At 60.9% G+C, this 21,931-nt stretch carries 19 protein-coding genes and 1 tRNA gene; 11 read left to right on the forward strand and 9 right to left on the reverse strand.

All coding sequences use genetic code 11. The features are described 5' to 3' along the window. Positions 1 to 25: 25 nt before the first annotated feature. On the reverse strand, positions 26 to 1,336 hold the full coding sequence (locus BLV41_RS14435) for a TadA family conjugal transfer-associated ATPase (RefSeq protein WP_074712256.1): 1,311 nt from the start codon (positions 1,334 to 1,336) through the stop codon (positions 26 to 28). After that, positions 1,333 to 2,517, reverse strand: a complete 1,185-nt coding sequence (gene ssd, locus BLV41_RS14440; protein WP_083360794.1) for a septum site-determining protein Ssd — start codon at positions 2,515 to 2,517, stop codon at positions 1,333 to 1,335. Before ssd ends, BLV41_RS14435 begins: the two co-directional genes overlap by 4 nt. A gap of 120 nt (positions 2,518 to 2,637) precedes the next feature. On the opposite strand from ssd, the gene BLV41_RS14445 reads away from it, so the two are divergent. After that, positions 2,638 to 4,368 carry a bifunctional 3'-5' exonuclease/DNA polymerase gene (locus BLV41_RS14445; protein ID WP_074712257.1) on the forward strand — a complete coding sequence of 577 codons (1,731 nt, stop codon included), beginning with the start codon at positions 2,638 to 2,640 and terminating at the stop codon, positions 4,366 to 4,368. Between the two features lie 25 nt (positions 4,369 to 4,393). Here BLV41_RS14445 and BLV41_RS14450 read toward each other — a convergent pair whose 3' ends face one another. The 3 genes from BLV41_RS14450 to BLV41_RS14460 are packed head-to-tail and all read right to left on the reverse strand — an operon-like array spanning position 4,394 to position 7,265. Beyond that, positions 4,394 to 5,080 (reverse strand): NUDIX hydrolase, encoded by a 687-nt coding sequence (locus BLV41_RS14450; RefSeq protein ID WP_074712258.1) that lies wholly within the window; start codon positions 5,078 to 5,080, stop codon positions 4,394 to 4,396. After that, a complete protein-coding gene (nth, locus tag BLV41_RS14455; protein WP_074712259.1) occupies positions 5,077 to 5,889 on the reverse strand; it encodes an endonuclease III in 813 nt (270 codons plus the stop codon). The genes BLV41_RS14450 and nth overlap by 4 nt, the downstream gene beginning before the upstream one ends. Beyond that, positions 5,889 to 7,265 (reverse strand): hypothetical protein, encoded by a 1,377-nt coding sequence (locus BLV41_RS14460; protein WP_074712260.1) that lies wholly within the window; start codon positions 7,263 to 7,265, stop codon positions 5,889 to 5,891. The genes nth and BLV41_RS14460 overlap by 1 nt, the downstream gene beginning before the upstream one ends. A gap of 349 nt (positions 7,266 to 7,614) precedes the next feature. On the opposite strand from BLV41_RS14460, the gene acs reads away from it, so the two are divergent. From acs to aroQ, 6 genes are all read left to right on the forward strand, one after another. After that, positions 7,615 to 9,591 carry an acetate--CoA ligase gene (acs, locus tag BLV41_RS14465; protein WP_044577432.1) on the forward strand — a complete coding sequence of 659 codons (1,977 nt, stop codon included), beginning with the start codon at positions 7,615 to 7,617 and terminating at the stop codon, positions 9,589 to 9,591. 454 nt (positions 9,592 to 10,045) lie between these two features. Then, positions 10,046 to 11,368 (forward strand): ABC transporter substrate-binding protein, encoded by a 1,323-nt coding sequence (locus BLV41_RS14470; RefSeq protein ID WP_074713338.1) that lies wholly within the window; start codon positions 10,046 to 10,048, stop codon positions 11,366 to 11,368. 88 nt (positions 11,369 to 11,456) lie between these two features. Further along, complete coding sequence (locus BLV41_RS14475; RefSeq protein ID WP_074713339.1) at positions 11,457 to 12,431, forward strand: carbohydrate ABC transporter permease; 975 nt, start codon at positions 11,457 to 11,459, stop codon at positions 12,429 to 12,431. Beyond that, positions 12,431 to 13,339, forward strand: coding sequence for a carbohydrate ABC transporter permease (locus BLV41_RS14480; protein WP_083360795.1), 909 nt, complete (start codon positions 12,431 to 12,433; stop codon positions 13,337 to 13,339). Before BLV41_RS14475 ends, BLV41_RS14480 begins: the two co-directional genes overlap by 1 nt. Before the next feature lie 74 nt (positions 13,340 to 13,413). Next, complete coding sequence (locus BLV41_RS14485) at positions 13,414 to 14,205, forward strand: DeoR/GlpR family DNA-binding transcription regulator (RefSeq protein WP_074713341.1); 792 nt, start codon at positions 13,414 to 13,416, stop codon at positions 14,203 to 14,205. Positions 14,206 to 14,278: 73 nt separating this feature from the next. Beyond that, positions 14,279 to 14,737, forward strand: a complete 459-nt coding sequence (gene aroQ / locus BLV41_RS14490; RefSeq protein WP_074712261.1) for a type II 3-dehydroquinate dehydratase — start codon at positions 14,279 to 14,281, stop codon at positions 14,735 to 14,737. A gap of 16 nt (positions 14,738 to 14,753) precedes the next feature. Here aroQ and BLV41_RS14495 read toward each other — a convergent pair whose 3' ends face one another. Continuing rightward, positions 14,754 to 15,977, reverse strand: coding sequence for a MarP family serine protease (locus BLV41_RS14495; RefSeq protein WP_342028217.1), 1,224 nt, complete (start codon positions 15,975 to 15,977; stop codon positions 14,754 to 14,756). A gap of 195 nt (positions 15,978 to 16,172) precedes the next feature. Between BLV41_RS14495 and BLV41_RS14500 the strand changes: the two genes are divergently transcribed. After that, positions 16,173 to 16,850 (forward strand): Crp/Fnr family transcriptional regulator, encoded by a 678-nt coding sequence (locus BLV41_RS14500; protein ID WP_058945660.1) that lies wholly within the window; start codon positions 16,173 to 16,175, stop codon positions 16,848 to 16,850. Between the two features lie 76 nt (positions 16,851 to 16,926). On the opposite strand, the gene BLV41_RS14505 is transcribed toward BLV41_RS14500, so the two are convergent. From BLV41_RS14505 to sp36, 3 genes are read right to left on the reverse strand one after another with little or no spacing between them, the layout of a single operon-like run. Then, complete coding sequence (locus BLV41_RS14505; protein WP_074713343.1) at positions 16,927 to 17,841, reverse strand: NUDIX hydrolase; 915 nt, start codon at positions 17,839 to 17,841, stop codon at positions 16,927 to 16,929. A gap of 13 nt (positions 17,842 to 17,854) precedes the next feature. Beyond that, positions 17,855 to 18,340, reverse strand: a complete 486-nt coding sequence (locus BLV41_RS14510; protein ID WP_074712262.1) for a RidA family protein — start codon at positions 18,338 to 18,340, stop codon at positions 17,855 to 17,857. A gap of 2 nt (positions 18,341 to 18,342) precedes the next feature. After that, positions 18,343 to 18,498, reverse strand: coding sequence for a Sp36 family protein (gene sp36, locus BLV41_RS22130; RefSeq protein ID WP_170835480.1), 156 nt, complete (start codon positions 18,496 to 18,498; stop codon positions 18,343 to 18,345). A gap of 36 nt (positions 18,499 to 18,534) precedes the next feature. Here sp36 and BLV41_RS14515 point away from each other — a divergent pair, with 36 nt between their 5' ends. The 3 genes from BLV41_RS14515 to BLV41_RS14525 all read left to right on the forward strand — a co-directional run bounded on the left by BLV41_RS14515 (position 18,535) and on the right by BLV41_RS14525 (position 21,919). Then, positions 18,535 to 20,757, forward strand: a complete 2,223-nt coding sequence (locus BLV41_RS14515) for a transglycosylase domain-containing protein (RefSeq protein ID WP_044577448.1) — start codon at positions 18,535 to 18,537, stop codon at positions 20,755 to 20,757. A 12-nt stretch (positions 20,758 to 20,769) separates the two neighbouring features. Further along, a complete protein-coding gene (locus BLV41_RS14520) occupies positions 20,770 to 21,723 on the forward strand; it encodes a metallophosphoesterase (RefSeq protein ID WP_074712263.1) in 954 nt (317 codons plus the stop codon). 119 nt (positions 21,724 to 21,842) lie between these two features. Further along, positions 21,843 to 21,919 (forward strand) — tRNA-Pro (locus BLV41_RS14525). The last annotated feature ends 12 nt before the right edge of the window (positions 21,920 to 21,931 follow it).

Below are 21,931 nucleotides of genomic sequence, written 5' to 3' on the forward strand. Positions count from 1 at the left end.
GACAGGATGATAATTATCAGCGCACTCATGGCATCCTGTCACCGGACATCGGTTCCAGCAGCCCCTCGAGTCCCAGTCTTCTCGCCAACGGCGGCCATCCCGGGCCCTGAGCAATTCTTTCCTCCGCAGTGGGCCCCTGCCCCATAGGAAGAATTTCAGGCGGGGTTTCCGTTGGAACCAGGGGGACCACTCCGGACCGCCTCCCGATCAAAGACAGCGCCGGGATGACTTCCAATCGGCCACGGCACAGCTCGGCGACTCCGATTTCGGCGACCACCCGCCGCCCATTGATGTGTGCCAGATGAATGACAACGTCGAGGGCACTCGCCCCCTGCAGAAAGACCGCTTCCGGCGACATAGCGGCCAGTGCTCCCAGAGCCGCCAATCGAGCGGGAACGTCTCCGGCGCTATTGGCATGAATAGTCCCACCACCGCCGCTGTGACCCGTATTCAGGGCCATGAGCAGTTCACGAACCTCCTGCCCCCTGCACTCTCCAACAATGAGCCGGCCCGGATTCATGCGTAGCGCCTGTCGCACCAGCTCCGCCAGATTTACCGCGCCAGCGCCTTCGGCGTTCTCATGCCGGGCCTCCATGGTCACCACGTGGGGGTGATCGGGTTCCAACTCGGCCGCATCCTCAATAAGCACGAGCCTCTCCCTTGCCGGGCACAAGCCCAGCAGTGCCGAGAGCAGTGTCGTTTTACCGGCCCCTGTGGCACCGCTGATCAAGAAGTTCAGTTTGCTCGCCATGACAGCTGCCAACACCTGCGCGAAGGCTGGTTTTACGCCTCCGGCTGCCACCATCTGCTCCAGAGTGAGAACCGTGTGGTGCTTAATCCGGATGGACAACAACGTCCCCGTGGCAGAGATCGGTGGAAGCACCGCATGGATGCGGTATCCGGAAGCGATTTTCACGTCTACGCAGGGGCTGCTTTCATCGAGCCGTCTGCCTCCACTGGCCACCAGTCTGACGGCGAGCGCCCGCAGTTCACTCTCATTCGCGAAACACACGGGCACACGTTCAGGCCCCGATCCCCGGTCAAGCCACACCGAGTCGGGAGCATTGACGAAGATGTCAGTCACCTCAGGGTCTTTCGTTAGCCCCTGAAGTGGTCCCAGTCCATTGAGTTCGGCCGTAATCCTCTCCATGGCAATCAACGAACCGGCGGCACCCAGCAACCGGCCGCTCTCTCGCACAGCCGCCGCTACCTGAAGGTCCGTCACGGGTCCGGCCTGAGCCAGAACGCTACGCCGGACGGAATCAAGCAGCGCGGAATCCACCGCCCCATCCCAAGGCCCAAGGGGTACATGTTCCGGTTGAGGTTGGGCCGTCATCGCCGGCCCGCAACGTTCATCAGCTCGCCCTTTTGCGCCGGGGCCGCACTTGGTTCGTCCCCCGCCATCCAGCCCAAAACGTTCCCCACAAGTCTTCGCACGGGCCGACGTCGGATCGTGTCCGGCCACCGCTCGGACTCGATCCAGTCCGTAGCACCGCGTAGCCGCGGCATCGTGCCCGCAAGCGGCAAGCCCACGGCGGCCGCAAGCATGTCCGCGTCCAGCCCTTCGCCTAGGGGCCCGCGAACCACGGCCACGACGGGTTTCGGGGGCAACGCAGCTATGACGGGCAAAGTTGCTGCTGCGGAACGTGGACGCGCCGGCACAACGACGACCAACCCGTCGCAGTGCCACGCCAAAGATCTGAATGCATCTGGCGTCCGGCCCAAATCCACTACCACCAACCCGTAGGCGCCCCGAGCCGCCCGCATGACCTCGCCCACGGCGGTAGGGGCTTGCGTGTTCTGTGGAACATCTTGCTTATCCGCTCGGGCAGCGGCATCCCAGGACAAGACCGCCAATCCCGCAAAATACGGCAACGACGCCGCCAACTGGTCCGGGTTGATGGCCCCGGACGCCCGCAACAATTCGGGCCAATGCAGGCCGGGGACTTCCTCAGCCGACGATGCCCCGCATAGTCCCCCACCCCACGGGTCGCCATCAATCAAGAGCGTCCGTACTCCCCGCTTCACCGCCCCAGCGGCGATGAGCGTGGCTAGGGTGGATGCGCCAGCCCCACCGCATCCGCCCACGATTCCCACCACACCAGCTCCCGACGCCGGATTGCGCAAGCAGCTGAGGTAGTTGGCCAGCCATGGCGCCGAATCCGGCAAGATGGCCACCCGGTCGGCGCCCAGCCTCTCCGCTTCACGCCACATGAGAGCCGAATCCGAGGCAAGTCCGACCACCACAATTGGCCCCCTCCATCCGGCAATTCCAGCCTCAACTTCGGAATTGGCCATGGCCGCGGCGTCAATCATCACGGCCGCTATGTCGTCCCATCGGGCTGCCGCTTCATCCCAGCTCTGACCCACAAGAAGTTCGACGGCGGCTGCCGCACTCACGCGCCCCACAGCACCCTGCAGTTGGCTCGAGGCAGACAGGAGCAGCACCGTGGTGTCCCGGTGTGGCAGCCAAGGTTCCGATGTTGGGCCATTCGGCAGGCGTTGATTGCTTCTCATGGAGCAACTGTGCAGCCCGATGCCGCACACTTCCAGACCACGTCACACAAAAGTGCGGAACTACGCGCCCAGAGGCAGCTGTGGAGGATTTAATCCGGCCTTGCGTGGAGAATAGAACTTATGTACGCATTACTTGCCACTGGTCCCGAAAGTTCTACCATCCTGGTTGAACTGCGGAACGACGACGGCTCACCTGCCTCGCCGGCCCAGAAAGTGGCCCGCACCGAGCTCAGCACTACCGTGCGGGCACTAGAGGAGCTGCATCATCCGCGTTGGGTTTGGGACCGGGCCATCAATTGGTATCCGAGCCTCCTGGCAGCCGGTGTACGCGTGGAAAAGTGCCACGATCTGGCGTTGTGTCAGAATATCCTGCAGTTTTCCGAATTTGCCGCCAGCACCAGCTATCACCAGAGTTTCACGCCGTTGCCGCCGGAGATCGATCCCGTGCGTAACAGCAGCCTCCTATACGGTTCCTCCGCCGGGCAGGACAGCCTTTTCGATGCGCCGGCCGTCTCCTCGGCTGCAGGTCCATGGAATCTGGCTGCGGTTGCCCAGGAACTTGGCGCGCAAAAAAGAGCCGTCGCTTCCTCCACACACCCAGCCAGGCTCACACTTTTGCTCAGTGCAGAATCCGCTGGTGCATTGGTGGCCGCGGAGATGCAGTATGAAGGTATTCCCTGGAGGGAAGACCTGCACAGGAGGCTGCTCAATGACCTGCTTGGCCCCGAACCAACGAATCTGGCCCACCCAGAAAAACTGGAAGCGCTGGCCGCACGGTTGCGCACCGCCCTTAATGCCCCATCGCTGAATCCAGACTCCCCGCAAGACCTGATGCGTGCCTTGCACCGAGCCGGGATCGAGGCGAAATCAACGAGAAGCTGGGAACTGCAGGAGTTCAAACACCCTGTCATTGCACCTCTCCTGACGTACCGAAAACTCAGCCGGCTCTTCACCACCAATGGGTGGAACTGGCTGCAACAATGGGTCACGGCCGGCCGGTTCCACGCCGAATACGTGGTGGGTGGCGTGGTCTCGGGGCGCTGGGCCTCACGAGGCGGCGGCGCCATGCAGATCCCAGCCCAAATCCGCAGCGCAGCCGTCGCTGATCCTGGCTACGCACTGATCGTTGCCGATGCTGCTCAGCTGGAGCCGCGCGTGCTGGCCGCTCTGGCACAGGACACCGCCATGGCTGCCGCGGGCGGAGACGCTGCCGGAAATAACAAGGATCTCTACGCGGGGATCGCCGCTGAAGGTTTTGGTGGCGATCGGAGCATGGCCAAGGTTGCCCTGTTGGGCGCCATCTATGGGGCCACGACGGGCGATTCCGGCCGCTTGGTCCCTCAGCTTGCCCGTATGTACCCACGCGCCCTCGACTTTGTGGAACAAGCTGCCCTCGCCGGTGAACGTGGCGAACGTGTGAGTACCTATCTGGGCCGCAGCACCCCGCCGACCTCACAGGCCTGGCATGACGGCCAGCGCAGTTCAACGGCCCAGGAACAGCGCCGGGCGGAGCAAGCCGCCCGGTCTCGCGGCCGCTTTACCCGGAACTTTGTGGTTCAGGGGACCGCCGCAGAGTGGGCCTGCTGCTGGCTGGCTGAACTCCGACGCCGGCTTCGGGCCCTGGCGGCTGCCTCTCCAAAAACAGGTGATGACTCAGGAGCAGGTACGCCCCAACTGGTGGCCTTCCTGCACGACGAGGTCATGGTGCACTGCCCGGCCAGCATGGTCGATGAGGTGACACAGATCGTCCACGAGTCCTCCCGTGCCGCCACTGAGTTGATCTTTGGCAAGATTCCGCTGGAATTTCCCGTCAATGTCAGCGTGGTCCAGTGCTACGCCGACGCAAAATGACCCAACTCAACAGCTGCCAGGCAGCCTAAATTGGCGCGGGAATCTCCCGCTGCTCATCCCACGGAACGGACCAGCCCAGTTCGTGGAAAACGTAGTTCAGGATCCCTGCCGTGAAACCCCAGACAACCACACCGTTGACCGCAAAGGCCGGGCCCCGGTAAGTGTCTCGGCCTCGCTTCACCACGGCGGTGAAACGATTGTCTGGATCCAGCAGGTCCCTCACCGGAACCCGAAAAACTTGAGCAGATTCACCAAAATCGACCACATCCACGGGAGTCTGGCGAGCCCACCAGGCCACCACTGGCGTCACCATGAAGTTGCTAACCACCAGAGGAACCTCAGGCAGTGTCCCGAGGATTTCAACTCCTAGCGGGTCAAGGCCTGTTTCTTCGTGGGCTTCGCGCAAGGCGGTGGCGGACAGGGAATCATCCAATGCGCCCACTCCCCCGCCAGGAAACGCCACTTGTCCAGGATGGTCGTTCAAGGTTGCGGCCCGTTCCACCAACAGGATGTCCAGATCCGCCGAGGCCAGCGGTTTTTCAGAGGCCGCAGGAACCTCATCCAGGGCACCGAAAAGCATGAGCACAGCGGCTTTGCGGAACGTTGCGGCGTCGGCCGGTGCCGGCCACAGCGCCGGCCTCCCCACGCCACTAATCTCCGTCAGCGTGGCGGCCTTCTTGGCCAGCTCAATGAGATCAGCGTAGGCGCTCATGGTTGCCCACCAATGGACTGCGCGGCACGTGCTGCCAATTGTGACTCTTGCCGATACTGAGCCGCATTTTCAACATCAGCCTGCATACGGGCCAGCAGCTCTTCCTGGCCCGGGGCCAACTCATATTTGAGAAGCTTCACCGCCTTCACCGGGTCCACCTCGCCGTCACCGTAAGCAGGGCACAAATGTGCAATTGGGCAGGCACCACAGGCCGGTTTGCGGGCATGGCAAATCCGGCGGCCATGGAACACCACGCGATGCGAGAGCATGGTCCAATCCTTAGGCTCGAACAACGCGGCCACATCGGCCTCAATCCGAACCGGGTCCGTCGACTCGGTCCAGCCAAACCGTTTGGCAAGTCTCATGAAATGGGTGTCCACGGTGATCCCCGGGACACCAAATGCGTTGCCCAACACCACATTTGCGGTTTTCCGCCCGACTCCTGGAAGCGTCACCAACGCCTCGAGGGTGCCGGGGACCACGCCGTCGTACTCGTCGACCAGACGAGTGGACAAGGCCAGCAGATTTCCCGCCTTGGCCCGAAAAAAGCCCGTGGGTTTGATCAGCGTTTCCAGCTCCACGGTGGACGCCTGTGCCATCGCCAACGGGGTTGGGAAGCGGGCGAAGAGCGCAGGCGTCACGGCATTGACGCGGATATCGGTGGTCTGAGCAGAGAGGACCGTGGCCACCAACAGCTCAAACGCGTTCCGGAAATCCAGCTCCGCATGCGCATACGGGTAGAGCTGAGCGAGTTCTCGGTTGATTTTGCGGGCCCGGCGCTTGAGAGCCAGCACCGAATCCTGCGGCATTACTGGCTGTCCGAGGCGCGCTCAATCCCCACGAGATCGAGCAATACGCCCGTCTTGCCGTGGCTATCCTGAACCAGGAAACTGTTTCCGCGATCTTCCAGTGCCAGAATCCAGGCCCCCGGGTTCAGCTTAAATACGAACTGACGGGTGCGCTCGTCGATCACGTTCTGCGGGCGGTCCACGGCGAACCAGAACGGCTCGGCGATCACGGACGCTGCGGCCTGGGGGTTCACCGTGGCACCGATGCTCTCCTTGACCGACACTGGGCTGACCGGATCCGCGGCGGCCGGAACTGGAGCTTGTTCAGCCGCGGGAGCAACCTGCGGGTTCAAGCTGGTGGCGTTGTCATCATCGGTGACGCCTTCATTGGAAGGTTCGACGGCGGGCGCAGGCTCGGCGAGCGCCGGTTCCGCGGGCTGAGCCGCTTCCGCGCTGGCAGGCGTGGCAACGTCGGATGCCTCCGAGACGCTTGGAGTCGAGCTCTCGGGGGCGCTCTCCTGCTGCGCGTTGGTTGCTACCGGGAAAGTCTGAGTGCTTGTTGCTGCGGGGGTGGCCGAGGCGCCTGCAACGGTGTTGGCGGCCTGGGCGGCCGGGGAAGCTTCCCTGGCCGGGGTGAAAATCTGACCTGCCGAGGTATGGCCGGCGGGCGCCTGCTGCGTTCCCCACGAGGCACCAGCACCAGCAACAGGTGCGCCGGCAACAGGAGCTTCAGGTGTCGGCACGCCGGCCACCTGACCGGAGGCGCCGGCACCGAACGAGGCGCCCTTGCCGAAGCCGCCCGGCTTACCGGTTCCCTGCGGGCCGGCTTTGGCGCCACCCACCCCAGCCACGGGCTTGGGTGCGGCGGGGCGCTTGAGGGCAGGAACGGCGTCGCGCGCTGCTGGGTGAGCAGGAGTTTCCACACGGCCGGAATAGTCAGCCGCCAAGGCGGGAATCCACTGGGCGCACACCGTGGACACCAGCAGCAATAGCGCCCCAATGAGGCCCACAAGGTAGGCGATGCCGAAGTTTGTGACGGTCCCGGTGAAGAAGAAGAAGGTCGCGAAGGAGGCCACAACGGAGGCGAACTGATCGGTGGACAACGATCCGATGCGGATCTTGGTGCCCGGACTCATGCGGCGGGCAAGGAACAGTCCACCAACAATCAGCGGAAGAATCACGCCGATGGCCAGATAGAACAGGCCGCCCGTGTTCCAGAGGTTGAGGCTGCCGACGAGTGTCTGAATGATCGGCACCAAGGATGCGACGAAAATGATCAGCACCGATCCTAGAACGGCGAGGTCCCGGATGGTCAGCGGCCCGACGGCGGCATTACTGAGCGATGCACCCGTGCTGCCTGTGGAGCCCTGGGTGGAATGCGTGTGTTGCTCTGTCATGGTCTTGCTCCTCTTTTGTCACGATTGATCCCAGCCTAGTTACCCCGGACAGGCAACACTAGCGAGCCACAGCTAAAACTGGCTAGAAACCGCTAGATGGGGAGAACTGCCCATACGCCTTCTGTGGGCAGAATCATGCATTTGAGCGCAGATATGACGCCACTGACCCCACGGTGGTGTGACGGCGAACACGTCAAGGTGCGGAAAGGGATAGAGTTTGAGCTAGAACAAACGTTGTCCTCAAAACCATCCTGCGCGCTGCCGCCAGCCCCGAAAAGGGACCGCCGGGCGTTGCTGCGCGGCTGGGGTTTTGCCGGACATCAGCAACGAAGGAATGAAGGGATATTAGATGTCTGAGGTCACCACCGCAGCTGACAACCAGTCCGGAGACGCACTGGAAAACCTCCTCACGGAGAACCGCCAGTTCGCACCCAGTGCAGAATTTGCCGCCGGCGCAAACGTGCACAGCGATGAATACGCCAAGGCCAACGCAGACCGCCCCACCTTCTGGGGAGAGCAGTCCCGCGAACTGCTTTCCTGGTCAAAGCCGTTCACCAAGACCCTTGACTGGTCCAACCCGCCGTTCGCCACCTGGTTCGAGGACGGTGAAATCAACGCCGCCTACAACGCGCTTGACCGTCATGTGGAGGCCGGCAACGGTGACCGCGTCGCCATTTACTTCGAGGGCGAGCCCGGCGACACCCGTACTTACACGTACGCGCAGCTGACCGAAGAGGTCAAGAAGGCCGCCAACGCTTTCGAGTCCCTGGGCCTGGTCAAGGGCGATCGCGTGGCCGTTTACCTGCCCATGATCCCCGAAGCTGTCATTACACTGCTGGCCTGTGCCCGCATCGGCGCCGTTCACTCGGTGGTCTTTGGCGGTTTCTCGGCGGATGCCCTGCGCTCGCGCATTGACGACGCTGAGGCCAAGTTGGTTGTCACCGCAGACGGAACGTTCCGCCGCGGCAAGCCCAGCGCCTTGAAGCCTGCCGTGGATGAGGCACTGGCCGCCCCCGGACACAGCGTCGAAAACGTCGTGGTGGTTAAGCGCAATGGCGAGCCCGTTGAATGGGTTGAAGGCCGCGATAACTGGTGGGACGATACTGTGGGCACCGCCTCAGCCGAGCACACCGCCGTCGGGCATGCCGCCGAGCACCCCTTGTTTATCCTCTACACCTCCGGCACCACGGGCAAGCCCAAGGGCATCTTGCACACCACCGGCGGATACCTCACGCAGACCGCTTACACGCACCGCGCCGTGTTTGACCTGAAGCCGGAAACGGATGTCTACTGGTGCACGGCCGACGTCGGCTGGATCACCGGCCACTCCTACGTCACCTATGCCCCGCTCATCAATGGCGCCACTCAGGTCATGTACGAGGGCACCCCAGACTCCCCGCATCAGGGCCGCTTCTGGGAAATCGTGGAAAAGTACAAGGTGTCCATCTTGTACACGGCACCCACCGCTATCCGCACATTCATGAAGTGGGGCGAAGACATCCCCGCCAAGTTTGATCTTTCCTCGATCCGCCTTCTGGGATCCGTGGGCGAGCCCATCAACCCCGAAGCCTGGATGTGGTACCGCCGCGTCATTGGCTCCAACCTGGCACCCATCGTGGACACCTGGTGGCAGACCGAAACCGGCGCCATTATGGTCGCCCCCTTGCCCGGCGTCACGAGCACCAAACCAGGGTCGGCCCAGGTGCCCATGCCCGGCATCGCGGTTGACGTGGTGGATGAACTCGGCGCCTCCGTGCCGCACGGACATGGCGGCTACCTCGTCATTCGTGAGCCCTGGCCGTCCATGCTGCGCGGCATCTGGGGAGACAACGAGCGCTACAAGGACACCTACTGGTCGCGCTTTGACGGCATGTACTTTGCCGGCGACGGGGCCAAATGGGACGACGACGGCGACATCTGGCTCCTGGGCCGCGTGGACGACGTCATGAATGTCTCTGGCCACCGGCTCTCAACAACTGAAATTGAGTCTGCTCTGGTCAGCCACCCCTCGGTGGCTGAGGCAGCCGTGGTGGGCGCAGCCGACGAAACCACAGGACAGGCCGTGGTGGCGTTCGTGATCCTGCGCGGTTCCGCCGTCGAGGACGCCGACATCGTCACGACTCTGCGCAACCACGTGGCTAAGGAAATTGGCCCCATCGCCAAGCCGAAGACCATTTTGGTGGTTCCCGAGCTGCCCAAGACCCGTTCCGGGAAGATCATGCGCCGCCTCTTGAAGGATGTGGCCGAGGGCCGTGCCGCGGGCGATTCATCAACGCTGGCCGACAACACGGTCATGAACCAGATTGCGGAATCCTTGAAGGCCTAGCCTGCCCCAAGCAAATCCGACCTCGACAGTGCCGCGTCACCCTTGGGACCCGGCGTGCGCCTACGCAAAATGGCGCGTCGAGAGGATTGCACCCCACCTGCAACCCCAAGGTTGGCCCGCACACACGTGCGGGCCAACTTTTTGCCATCGACGAGGCCGCTGAGTCCCAGAAACACAGCGTCATACTGGCCGGGCATGCCGTCATATTTGCCGGAGCCCTGCCGCGACGCAAAGTCACAGGAAACACTTCTGGGGTCACCGGCAAAAGACTCGACCCGCGCCACATTTGGCGGAAAGCCCTATCCCACATCCCCGGCGACCGGAGCACTCGCCAAAAAGAAACAAAACCGTGATCGAAAAGTTTCTCTTTTGAGTATTGACGTTTCTTTTTTGTAGTTTCACGATTGATTTATGTGATCCACTTCACGTGATCGTGCATTTCAAGGGAGAAATCATGTCATTCAACGAAGACCGGTCCGCCAGCGGAATCATCCGTTCCGGCTTTGACCGCCGCACCCTTTTGAAGACCCTCGGCGTGGGTGCCGTCAGCGCAGCAGGTATCCCGTTGCTCGCAGCCTGCACCGGCGGATCCGGTCCCGGCGGCTCCGCAGCAGCATCAACGTCACTGACCTTTGGATCGGGTTCATCGGATGATGTCCCCAAGGCGGCCTACAAGGCAGTCACAGACGCCTTCACGGCCAAGACCAAGAGTCTGGTAACCACCAACGTTGTCCCGCACAACGATTTCCAGAACAAGATCTCCACTTACCTCCAGGGCAGTCCGGACGATTCATTTACCTGGTTCGCCGGCTACCGCATGCAGTACTACGCGGGCAAGGGACTGCTGGCGCCCATTGACGATGTCTGGGAAACCATTGGCGCCAACTACTCCGACGCCATGAAGAAGGCTTCCACCGGCCCCGACGGCAAGATGTACTTTGTGCCGAACTACAACTATCCCTGGGGCTTCTTTTACCGCAAGAGTGTTTGGGAAGAGAAGGGCTACGAAGTTCCCACCACCTTCGATGACCTCACTGCCTTGTGCGCCAAGATGAAGGCCGATGGCTTGGTACCGATCGAGTTTGCCGACAAGGACGGCTGGCCGGCCATGGGCACCTTCGATTACATCAACATGCGCCTCAATGGCTACCAGTTCCACATGGATCTGACAGCCCACAAGGAAACGTGGGATCAGAAGAAGGTCAGTGATGTCTTTGATACGTGGAAGGCACTGCTGCCGTTCCAGAACCCTGCCGCACTGGGCATGACCTGGCAGGATGCGGCCATCAACATGGGCAAGAAGAAGTCGGGCATGTACCTGTTGGGTTCCTTCGTGACCCAGCAATACACGGACAAGGCCATCTTGGACGACATCGATTTCTTCCCCTTCCCGGAAATCGCCATGGAAGGCCAGGATGCCGTGGAAGCCCCGATCGATGGCTTGCTGTTGTCCAAAAAAGGCGGCAACAACCAGGCAGCCAAGGACTTCATGGCATTCATGGGCACCCCGGAAGGCCAGAACGCGTACGCCAAGGTCGACCCGTCCAACATCGCCACGGCCAAGGGTGGGGACACCTCAGCCTTCTCGCCGTTGACCAAGAAGTGCGCGGACACCATTGCCAACGCGAAGAGCATCAGCCAGTTCTTTGACCGAGATGCACTGCCCGCCATGGCCAACAACGTCATGATCCCGGCACTGCAGGCCTTCATCAAGGACGGCACCGTGGACGTCAAGAACATGGAGTCCCAGGCCAAGGCCCTGTACGCGGCCCAGTAACGCACCAAGTGTGGTGGCGGGCCCGCCCGCCACCACACAAACTGCATCCGCAATCCTGCAAGGTTCACTGCGAGAAAACGAGTTTGCCATGAGCACGCCCACCGAACTTTCCAAATCAGCCCCCCGCGGCACTGGGGCCGCCCACTCTTCAGCACGCAGACCCCGCAAGAACGCGGGAGTAAAGAGACTCTCCACCACGGACAAAGTGGTCCTCGGCTTCATGGTGGGTATACCCACCCTGGTACAGCTGGCCTTTGTCTGGATTCCAACCCTCCTCTCCGTCCTGCTGTCTTTCACACGATGGAACGGTCTGGAAATCTCAGACATCCGCGCCGCTGGCTTCGCCAACTACAGCTACGTTTTTAACGACAGCCCCGCATTCTGGCCCGCCGTCCAGCACAACATTCTGTGGCTGGTTTTCCTAGCAGTCATCGCTACCCCCCTGGGCTTGTTGCTGGCGGTGCTCTTGGACCAGCAAATTCGCGGGAGCAAGATCTACCAAAGCATCTTCTTTGTCCCGGTCATGTTGTCCCTGGCCCTGGTTGGCATCATCTGGCAGCTTTTCTACCAAAAAGACAATGGCCTGTTGAACTTCCTGCTCGGCACAGCCGGCACCCCGGAAGCCGTGGACTGGTTTGGCGATTCCAGCGTCAACATCTGGGCTGCCCTTGTTGCGGCCACATGGCGTCACGCCGGTTACGTCATGATCTTGTACTTGGCCGGTCTGAAGGGTGTGGACGCATCTCTCAAGGAGGCCGCTTCCTTGGACGGCGCCAATGCCACCCAGACCTTCTTCCGGATTGTTTTTCCCGCCATGGCACCCATCAACATCGTCATCGTGGTGATCACCATCATCGAATCCCTCCGCGCCTTTGACGTTGTCTGGGTCATCAACAAGGGCACCAACGGGCTGGAACTCATCAGCGCCCTCGTCATCAGCTACCTCATCGGTGAGGGCCAATCGATCGGCATCGGATCCGCGTTCGCTGTCATCTTGCTCGTCATCTCGCTTGTCCCCATCACCATCTACCTTTCCCGCACCTTCCGGAAGGAGAAGTTCTAATGTCTGCTTCCATCACCAGGACCAACCGACCCGCCACAGGCGGCGTTGGCCACGGCCTCAAACGGCCTCACTACGGCACCCACATCTTCTTGACGGTCATGGCCGTCATGTGGATGATCCCCTTGGGCTGGGCGCTTTTCACGGCCCTGCGCCCCAAAGCAGACACCGATAAATTTGGCTACTTCAGCCTGGGCGGCGCGTTCAACTTCGACAACTTCGTCCAAGCCTGGACGCAGGGCGGCTTCCCGCGCTACTTCGCCAACTCGTTGATCATCACGATCCCCACCATTATCTTGGTGCTGTTGTGCAGTTCCATGATGGCTTTTGCCGTCAGTCGGGTGAGCTGGAAGTTCAACATCACGCTGCTCATCATGTTCACGGCCGGGAACCTGCTTCCGCCACAGGTTCTGGCTACACCCCTGTTTGAAATGTTCAAGCTCATTCAACTGCCATATTGGTTTAGTGATTCCGGCAGCTTATTGAACACCTATATGTCCGTCATCATTGCCAACACTGCCTTTCAGATTGGCTTTTGCACCTTCGTCTTGTCCAACTACATGAAGGCCCTTTCGGGGGATCTGACAGAAGCGGCGCTGGTGGACGGTGCCGGAATCTGGCGCCAGTTCGTCTCCATCATCATGCCGTTGTGCCGACCAGCGATCGCTGCCCTGGCCACTCTGGAACTGATTTTCATCTACAACGACTATTTCTGGCCGTTGTTGTTCATCCAAAGCGGGGACCGGCTCCCGGTCACCACTGCCATCAACAATCTGCAGGGAACGTTCCTGTCCAACTACAACCTGCTCGCCGCCGGAGCCACCATCACAGTCATCCCCACCTTGATCGTCTATCTCTTGCTCCAGCGCCACTTTGTGGCTGGTCTGACGCTGGGTTCCAGTAAGGGCTGAGTGTGCGGATGAGATCAGGAATGCAGATGAAATCGGGGATGAGCTCATTCTCCACCCGAACCGAGGAGGTTCCGATGCTTGCGGACGTCCGACGCAGTGAAATTGTGGCCATTGTGTCCCGGGAGCGAGTCGCTCGGGTGGCGGACCTAGCTGAAACCCTCGGCGTGTCAGTTGTTACGGTCCGCCGGGACATCGACGCCCTGGACGACGCCGGATTGGTCCAGAAGATCCATGGCGGCGCTAAGCTGCCCGGCGGCGCGGGGACGCACGAGCCCGGGTTTGAGCTCAAATCCACCCAAAGCACCCAGGAAAAGGAGGCGATTGGGCAGGAGGCGCTGCTGCTGGTCCAAGATGGCATGGCCATCGGGCTAAGTGCCGGCACCACCACGTGGGTCCTGGCCAAGGCGCTCAGTACGCGCAAGAACTTGACGGTAGTGACCAATTCAGTCAAAATCGCCGATGTCTTTCAGACCGCCGGGTCACGCGTGTCGGTCATCCTCACCGGCGGTGAGCGCACGCCGTCGGACGCCCTGGTGGGTCCTATCGCCACTGCGTCGGTCCGCTCCCTGCACCTGGATGTTCTGTTCCTCGGTGTTCACGGGGTGGATGAAAACGCAGGTTTCACCACACCCAACCTGCTCGAGGCCGAGATGGACCGGGCGCTCATCGGTGCCGCACGCAAGGTGGTGGTCCTGGCTGACCACAGCAAGTGGGGCACGGTGGGAATCAGCACCATTGCGGGTTTGGAGGATGTGGACGAGCTCATCAGCGACGACGCCCTCGGCGCCGAAGCCCAAAGGGTTCTGCGTGAACGCGTCGGCAAACTGCGGCTGGTCAGTATTGCCGCAACCTCATCCGAGGCCTAGCCAAACTTTTTTCACGGCGGGATTTACCTGTTGGGTGCCCCGGTCTGGCGCCGAAGTGGGGCATTATTAACCCATGACGTCTACGACTGCACCGGCCCGCGGCACCCTGCTGATTCTCAACGGCCCCAACCTAAACCTGTTGGGCACCCGCGAACCTGGGATTTACGGATCGGCAAGCCTGTCCGACGTCGAAGCTCTTACCACCGCGGCTGCCGAATCCGCCGGGTTCGGCGCCAGCTGCCTGCAGTCGAACCACGAGGGTGTTCTGATCGACGCGATCCATGCAGCACGGGGGACGGCGGTGGGCATCATCATCAACGCGGGCGCCTACACCCATACCTCGGTGGCGCTTCGGGACGCGATTGCTGCCGTGGAACTTCCCACCGTGGAGGTGCACATCTCCAACGTCCACAAACGCGAAGAGTTCCGCCACCACTCATACCTTTCGCCGGTCTGCAGTGCCGTGATTGTTGGCGCCGGAATCCACGGCTACGAGCTGGCCGTGAGTGCCCTCGACAAGACACTCTCCTAGGCTCAACCCTCGAAAATCAACTAACTTTACAGGAGCCCGAGGGTACCGGGCTGTTGAGGTGCGGCGCCGCAGTGATGACGGGGCTGACTTCTTCCATTGTCAGGGCAAAGCCAACATTGCTGGCAGAGGTGGCCTTGGCGAAGATCACGCCTATGACATCGCCCTTGCTATCCAAGAGTGGTCCGCCCGAGTTGCCCGATTGCACGTTGCCGGCCAATTGGTAAACATCCAGCATGGTCGAGGCGCCATCGGTAATATCCGGAACCATCATGGGTGCCGAGGAGAGTACGGTGGCCGCCCGGATCTGCAGCGGTCCACCCAAGGGGTACCCGGCAAAGGCCGTGGGCGTGTTTCCGGGGACTGTCGCGGAGGTGGCCAGTGGCTGCGCGTCGAGGGAGTCAACGGCAAGAATCGCTAGATCGTGAGAAGCATCAAAGTAGACCACTCGGGCCGGGAGAGCACCCTGTTGCTGAGTCTGAACCACGGGCATCGAAACTCCCGCCACCACGTGGGCGTTGGTCAGAACGCGTCCGGGTGAGATGACGAATCCAGTGCCGGTTTGGTTCTGTCCGCATTGGAATGCTGTTCCGGAAATCTTCATGACGGATTCTGCCGCCGTATTCCAGGCCTCGGTGTTGGTGTCAGCCATCGGAGCGGCCACCTCAACATTGGGCCCGCTCGGATTCAGCAGAGCGGGGATGCCCTCATCGAGGACAAGCGAGCGGACCTGGGCCACTGCTTCCTTGACGGGCTTCGGCGTCCAAGCGTCAATTTTGGAGATGACTTGGGAATCACTAAGGGCTGTGGAAACGGCCGGAATACCCAAGTTGGATACGCCGAAGGACAAGAAGGAAATGACCAATGCGCCTACGGCAATGTTGAGCAAACCACCCAAGATGCGGTTTACGGAGCGGATTGAGTCGGATTTCACAAACCGCCCGATGGCTCGTCCCAGCTTCATGCCCACGCCGTGGCCAATGGCAATGAGCAGGACAGTCGCACCAATCACCATGACGGTTCGCAGTCCTGGGTTTGGGGCCAGTTGGCTGACAAATGGTGCAGCAAAAAATGCTCCCACCGCGCCAGCAATAAATCCGGCCAACCCGCCCAGAGCCACTACTAATCCGGCGTTGAGACCATATATTAGCTGCCACAAAAGCCAGAGAATAAGCACAACATCAAGCCACGAGAAACCAAGCACGGTCGCGTACAGCTCCTCCCGGGCCAGCGCCCAGTCCATCAGGCGCACGAATTACGCCCCAGTGGCACATGTTACCGGCACAAACCGAGTAACAACTGGTCTTCTGGTCGGCTCAAACTGCCAATATGCTGGCAACGGACGCCACAAATGCCAAATTGGTCACAAAAACAGAAAAATTCTGAAACAATCAGTAATAGGTCACAACTGATTAGCTACATAATGCAAGGAGTTTTCATGGACATCGAGGTACTACGCCGGGCACCACTGTTCGCCACGCTCGACGACGAGGCATTCCGCCTTCTGACGGACGAACTGGCCGAGGTGGATCTTTCCCGCGGGGCTTCGGTCTTCCGTGAAGGAGACCAGGGCGATCAGCTCTATTTCATTGTTTCCGGCAAGGTAAAGCTGGGACGCACTTCCTCGGACGGCCGCGAATCACTCGTTGCCATCCTCGGCCCGGGCGAACTCTTCGGCGAAATGGCTCTCTTCGATCCGGCACCGCGCAGCACCACCGCCACCGCCGTTTCCGAAACACGCCTGGCCGGACTCCGCAACGAGTCCCTTAACTCTTTGCTGCGCAACCGCCCCGAAGTGTCCATGCAGCTGCTGCAGGCACTTGCACGCCGCCTGCGCCGCACCAACGACAACCTTTCCGACTTGGTCTTCTCAGATGTTCCCGGCCGTGTTGCCAAGGCAATCTTGGACCTGGCAGACCGGTTCGGCCGTCCCGCCACCGATGGCATCCTGGTTGCCCACGAACTCACGCAGGAAGAATTGGCCCAGCTGGTGGGCGCTTCACGTGAGACCGTCAACAAGGCCCTGGCTGAATTCGTTCAGCGCGGCTGGCTCCGCCTGGAAGCCCGCGCGGTTGTCATCTTGGACGTCAACCGTCTGCGCCAGCGCTCACGGTAACCCGCATCGCGAAAAGCCGGCCGGATCACCTCAAAGGTGGTCCGGCCGGCTTTTTCATGCTCGTTACCCGAAAGTCTCAACGTTCCCGGCAGGGTCCGCCTTCTGACGCTGGCGCGGTGGCAACCTCAAGGCTGAATCCGCCGTCGTCGCCCACAACAAGTTTGGGCTGGTATTCGTTGATGGGCCGTTTGTGGTTCAGGTAGGCGATACAGCCGCGCGCAGCGGCGATCTTCTCCAAGATGATCTCCACGCTGGGCACCACAAGCTCGCCCAACGCCAGACCAGCGGTGTTCGGCAGGCCGATCTCATCACCCAGCGCCGATGTGGCACGGTCAGCGAGCACGTCTGCGGCACAGACCCAACGCCCCCATACACCCTTGCTGGTCAGCAACGACGGTTCCTGGTTGACGGGCGGGGTGGCAGCAAAGTATCGCGTATCAAAACGCCGGTGGGCAAAGTCGGGGCTGGTCCAGTGACTCAACGGCTTCAGTAGATCAGTGCGCAGCGCAAGACCATACCGCTCCAGCAGGGACGCAAAAGTGGTCTCCTGGGCAGCAATCGATTCGCGCGCGCGCATCCATTCCGGCCCAGAGATGCCCTCAACCACTCCGGAAGCATCCGATCCAGCGAGCAAGATGCCGGTTTCCTCAAATACTTCACGAATGGCTGCCACCACATGGCGCTTGGCCAAGCCAATGTCGTCCGTGCCCATGCTCTTGGCCCAAGCGGTGGGCGAGGGTCCCACCCAGTCGGTAACGTCGTCGTCCGCTACTTCAATGGTGCCGCCGGGGAACGCAACGGTTCCCAAGGGCGAACCGCCCGGACGGTACGTCAAATACGTTTTGAGGCCGGCGGGGCTGTCTTTCAACAGCACAACAGAGGAGGCCTTCCGCGGCTTGCTGGGGGTGCGGTCACCAAATTCAACCCACGTTTCCGCGGCTCCCCGCTGGTCTGCATTCAGCGGGAAGTACCTCTTGCCTGCGGGCCGAATGCCCGCAGGAGTGCTACTGGAATTCGGCAATCAACTCAACCTCGACAGGAGAATCCAACGGCAAGACGGAAACTCCGACGGCGGAACGGGAGTGAACTCCTGCCTCACCAAATACTTGGCCCAAAAGCTCGGAGGCACCGTTGACGACGCCCGGCTGGCCGGTAAAGGAAGGGTCTGAGGCCACGAAGCCAACAACCTTAACAATGCGGGTGACTCGATCGAGGTCGCCGATGACGCTCTTCAGCGCGGCGATGGCGTTGATGGCGCAAATCGCTGCGAGGGCTTTTGCGTCCTCAGCGGAAACCGCCGCGCCCACTTTGCCCGAAGCTGTGAGTTTGCCGTCAACAAAAGGCAGCTGCCCGGAGGTGTAAACATGGTTCCCAGAGATCACAGCAGGCACATAGACAGCTACCGGCGCAGCCACAGCGGGCAGGACTAGGCCAAGCTCCGCAATCCGAGCCTCAATGCGTGAAGTTCCTTGATTTGGCAAGGTATTCACGGCTAGGCCTTCTCTCGTTTAAGGTACGCAACAAGGCCTTTTCCGTCGGGTCCGGGGACAACCTGAACCAGCTCCCAGCCGTCATCACCCCACTGGTCAAGAATTGCCTTCGTGGCGTGGATAATCAGCGGAATCGTAGAGTACTCCCATTTGGTCATACATCAAAGCGTATCCCCTGCCGCTAAACTGGGAAAATGGCAGCAAAAAAACACCCCATTTTCGATACCGCCACAACTCTGGGTAAATTGGTCGCTTTCCTGGGCATCAGCACCATTTGTGGTGTGCTGGTCGCAGGACTGATGGTTCCGGCCGTCGCCTTGGCGGGCGGCACGGCCACCTCTTCCATCTCATTTTTTGACGATCTCCCGGATGAGATGAAGTTTGAAACTCCGGCGCTGTCATCGAAAATTCTTGCTGCTGACGGCTCCGTTATGGCGACATTCTATGATCAGAACCGCACCGAGGTTCCGCTCGATAGCATCTCGCCCTTTATGCAGGACGCGATCGTCGCCGTTGAGGACTCTCGTTTCTACGAGCACGGCGGCATCGACACACGCGGGCTCATGCGCGCTGTGACCTCCATGGCCAAGGGTGGTGGACGCCAGGGTGCCTCCACCATTACTCAGCAATACGTCAGCAACGTCATTAACCAGACCTACGCTGCCAACGGGGAACTGGAAAAGGTTAAGCAGGGCGATGGCAAGGGTGTTGGCGACAAGGTCCGCGAGATCAAGCTCGCCATCGCCGTTGACAAGCAACTGTCCAAGGAGGAAATCCTGCAGGGATACCTCAACTGGGTGTTTTTTGCCAACAACAACTACGGCATTGAAGCCGCGGCATCCTTTTATTTCAGCGCCCATGCCAAGGATCTGACACTGCCCCAGGCTGCTTTGCTCGCCGGCGTGGTCAACCGACCCAGCTACTACGATCCCGTAGTGAACCCCGAGAACGCCCTTTCACGCCGCAACATGGTGCTCGACCACATGTTGGATCAAGGCATGATCGATGCCAAGCAGCACGCCGACGCCGTTAAGGCTGAGATTGGCCTGAAAGTTCAGTCGAATCGCAATGGCTGCACCACGGCCGTCCGTGCCGAATACTTCTGCCAGTACGTCAGCAACTTGATTCTCAATGATGTCAACTATGGCAAGACCGTGGAGGATCGCCAGAAGCTGCTCCTTCAGGGCGGTTTGACCATCACCACCACGCTGGAACCGGGTTTGCAGGACGCCGCCCAGGCCCAGTTCGAGAACTTTACGCCGGCCGGCAACAACCCTGACGAAGTTGGCCAGTCATTGGTCACCGTCCAGCCGGGCAGCGGCAAGATTCTTGCCATGGCACAGAACACCAAATTGATTGCCCCCGAGGGGCAATACAACTCGGACTACAACTTTAACGTTGACCGAATCGATGTCAACGGCAATTCGCTTGGCGGCGCCGGCGGCTTCGACGTTGGTTCAACCATCAAGCCGTTCACGTTCGCCGAGTGGCTCAACTCCGGGCACCGGATCAACGAGGTCGTTAACGCCTCGGTTCGCAAGTACCCCATCGGTTTCCAGTGGACCAACACCTGCGGATCAACCACCGGCGTCTATGACGACAATGCCGGCGATGGTTCCAAGGACCTCCAAAACGCGGAGAACAACTTCTACCAGCGGCTCACGGCCCGGGAAGGTTTGTACAACTCCCTGAACACGGCAACGTTTGCCACCGCAGCCCAGTTGGATATGTGCAACATCCAAAAGATGATGTCGGCCACCGGCATCCACCTTGGTGGGGATCCTAACCAGCCCTACAGCGTTGAATATGTGAGCTCTCTTCTCGGTTCCGGCGAAGTTGCACCCCTGACCATGGCCTCTGCCTTTGCAACCTTCGCCTCGGGCGGCGTGCACTGCGACCCCATCGCCTTGGTTTCCGTAACCAACATCAAGGGTGACAAGTTCCCTGTTCCCGGTGCCAATTGCAAGCAAACCGTAAAGCCGGAGGTTGCCGCGGGTGTCAACAGTGTCCTGCAGGAAGTGCTGGTCCGGGGTTCCGGTTATCAGATTCCGTTGCAGTACCCCGCAGCGGCCAAGACCGGTACCACCAACAACTCTGAGCAGACCTGGACCACCGGGTACACGCGCGGTCTCGCCACGTCGTCGTGGGTTGGCAACATCGTCAAGTCTGAATCCAGCAACGGCAAGTTGATCGCCAACCAGCGCCTCGACTACGTGGACGGTGCCACCTATGCGGGCAAGGCTTGGCAGGGTTACATGAACCAGGTTGCCGGCTTCTTTGATGTTGGCGCCTTCACCCCTCCGCCGGCCAGCATGGTCAACCCGCCGGTCACGATCGCACCAAAGCCGGCTGACGCACCGAAACCCGCCACCAAGGAATCTGGGACGCCCAAGAGTGACGACAAGAAGAAGGACTAGGGCCTAGTCACCATGTCAGCTACGCGCACAACCCCGTCCCGCCTCACAAAATTGGGGGCGGCGGCGGGGTTTGCCGTTGCCGCCGGAGCTACCGCGGTGGCCTACGGCACTTTCATTGAACGTCACTGGTTTGCACTCCGTGAGGAGTCGCTGGCGATCTTGCCTCCGGGTTCCACACCATTTACCGTGCTCCACCTTTCTGACATTCATTTGTCGCTCGGGCAGCACAAAAAGACCGAGTGGCTCAAGGGCCTGGCTGTGTTGGAGCCTGACCTCGTGGTCAATACCGGGGACAACCTGAGTCACCCACAGGCGATCGCGCCCTTGTTGGACGCCCTTGGCCCGCTCATGGACTTCCCAGGCGTCTTTGTGCCTGGTTCCAATGACTACTTTGCACCTCGGATCAAGAATCCCCTGGCGTATTTTTCCGGTCCGTCCAAGATCCGGGCAGATCAGCGCCCTCCGCTGGCCCTTGATACCGAAGCGCTGCACGCGGGCTTCGGCCAAGGCGGCTGGGTCAACCTGACAAACCGGGCCCAGTCCATCCCGCTCAAGGGCATCCGCTTTGACTTCAGCGGCGTGGACGATCCCCATTTGAATCGTGAGCGCTACGCCGGTTGGCCGCGCGGATCAGTCAGCCAGAACTCGGCCCCGCACGTCAAGATCGCCGTGGCACACGCCCCCTACCAGCGCGTCTTGGACCATTTCACTGCAGATGGCGCAGATCTGATCCTTGCCGGCCATACCCACGGCGGCCAGGTCTGCGTCCCGGGCTACGGCGCGCTGGTGAGCAATTGCGATCTGCCCACGTGGCGCGCCAAGGGTCTCAATGACTGGGATGCCGCGGGACGTACCGCGCCGGTCAACGTCTCTGCGGGAATCGGCACCTCCCGCACAGCCCCGTTCCGCTTCGCCTGCCGCCCGGAAGCCGTGGTGCTGACGTTGACGGCCAAACCGCAGCCTTAGTCGTATCACCCTGCGCCGAATTGTCCCCGGGGCCTCGATTTCGTAATCCACCCCTCTTTCCGCTATTCTTGAGAGGTTGCTTTTCCAGACCTTCACTGGTCACGGGAAACGTAATGGATCGGGGTGTGGCGCAGCTTGGTAGCGCGCGTCGTTCGGGACGACGAGGCCGCAGGTTCAAATCCTGTCACCCCGACCAAATGAAAGTGGC

This window comes from Arthrobacter alpinus (genome assembly GCF_900105965.1).
Lineage (GTDB): Bacteria > Actinomycetota > Actinomycetes > Actinomycetales > Micrococcaceae > Specibacter > Specibacter alpinus.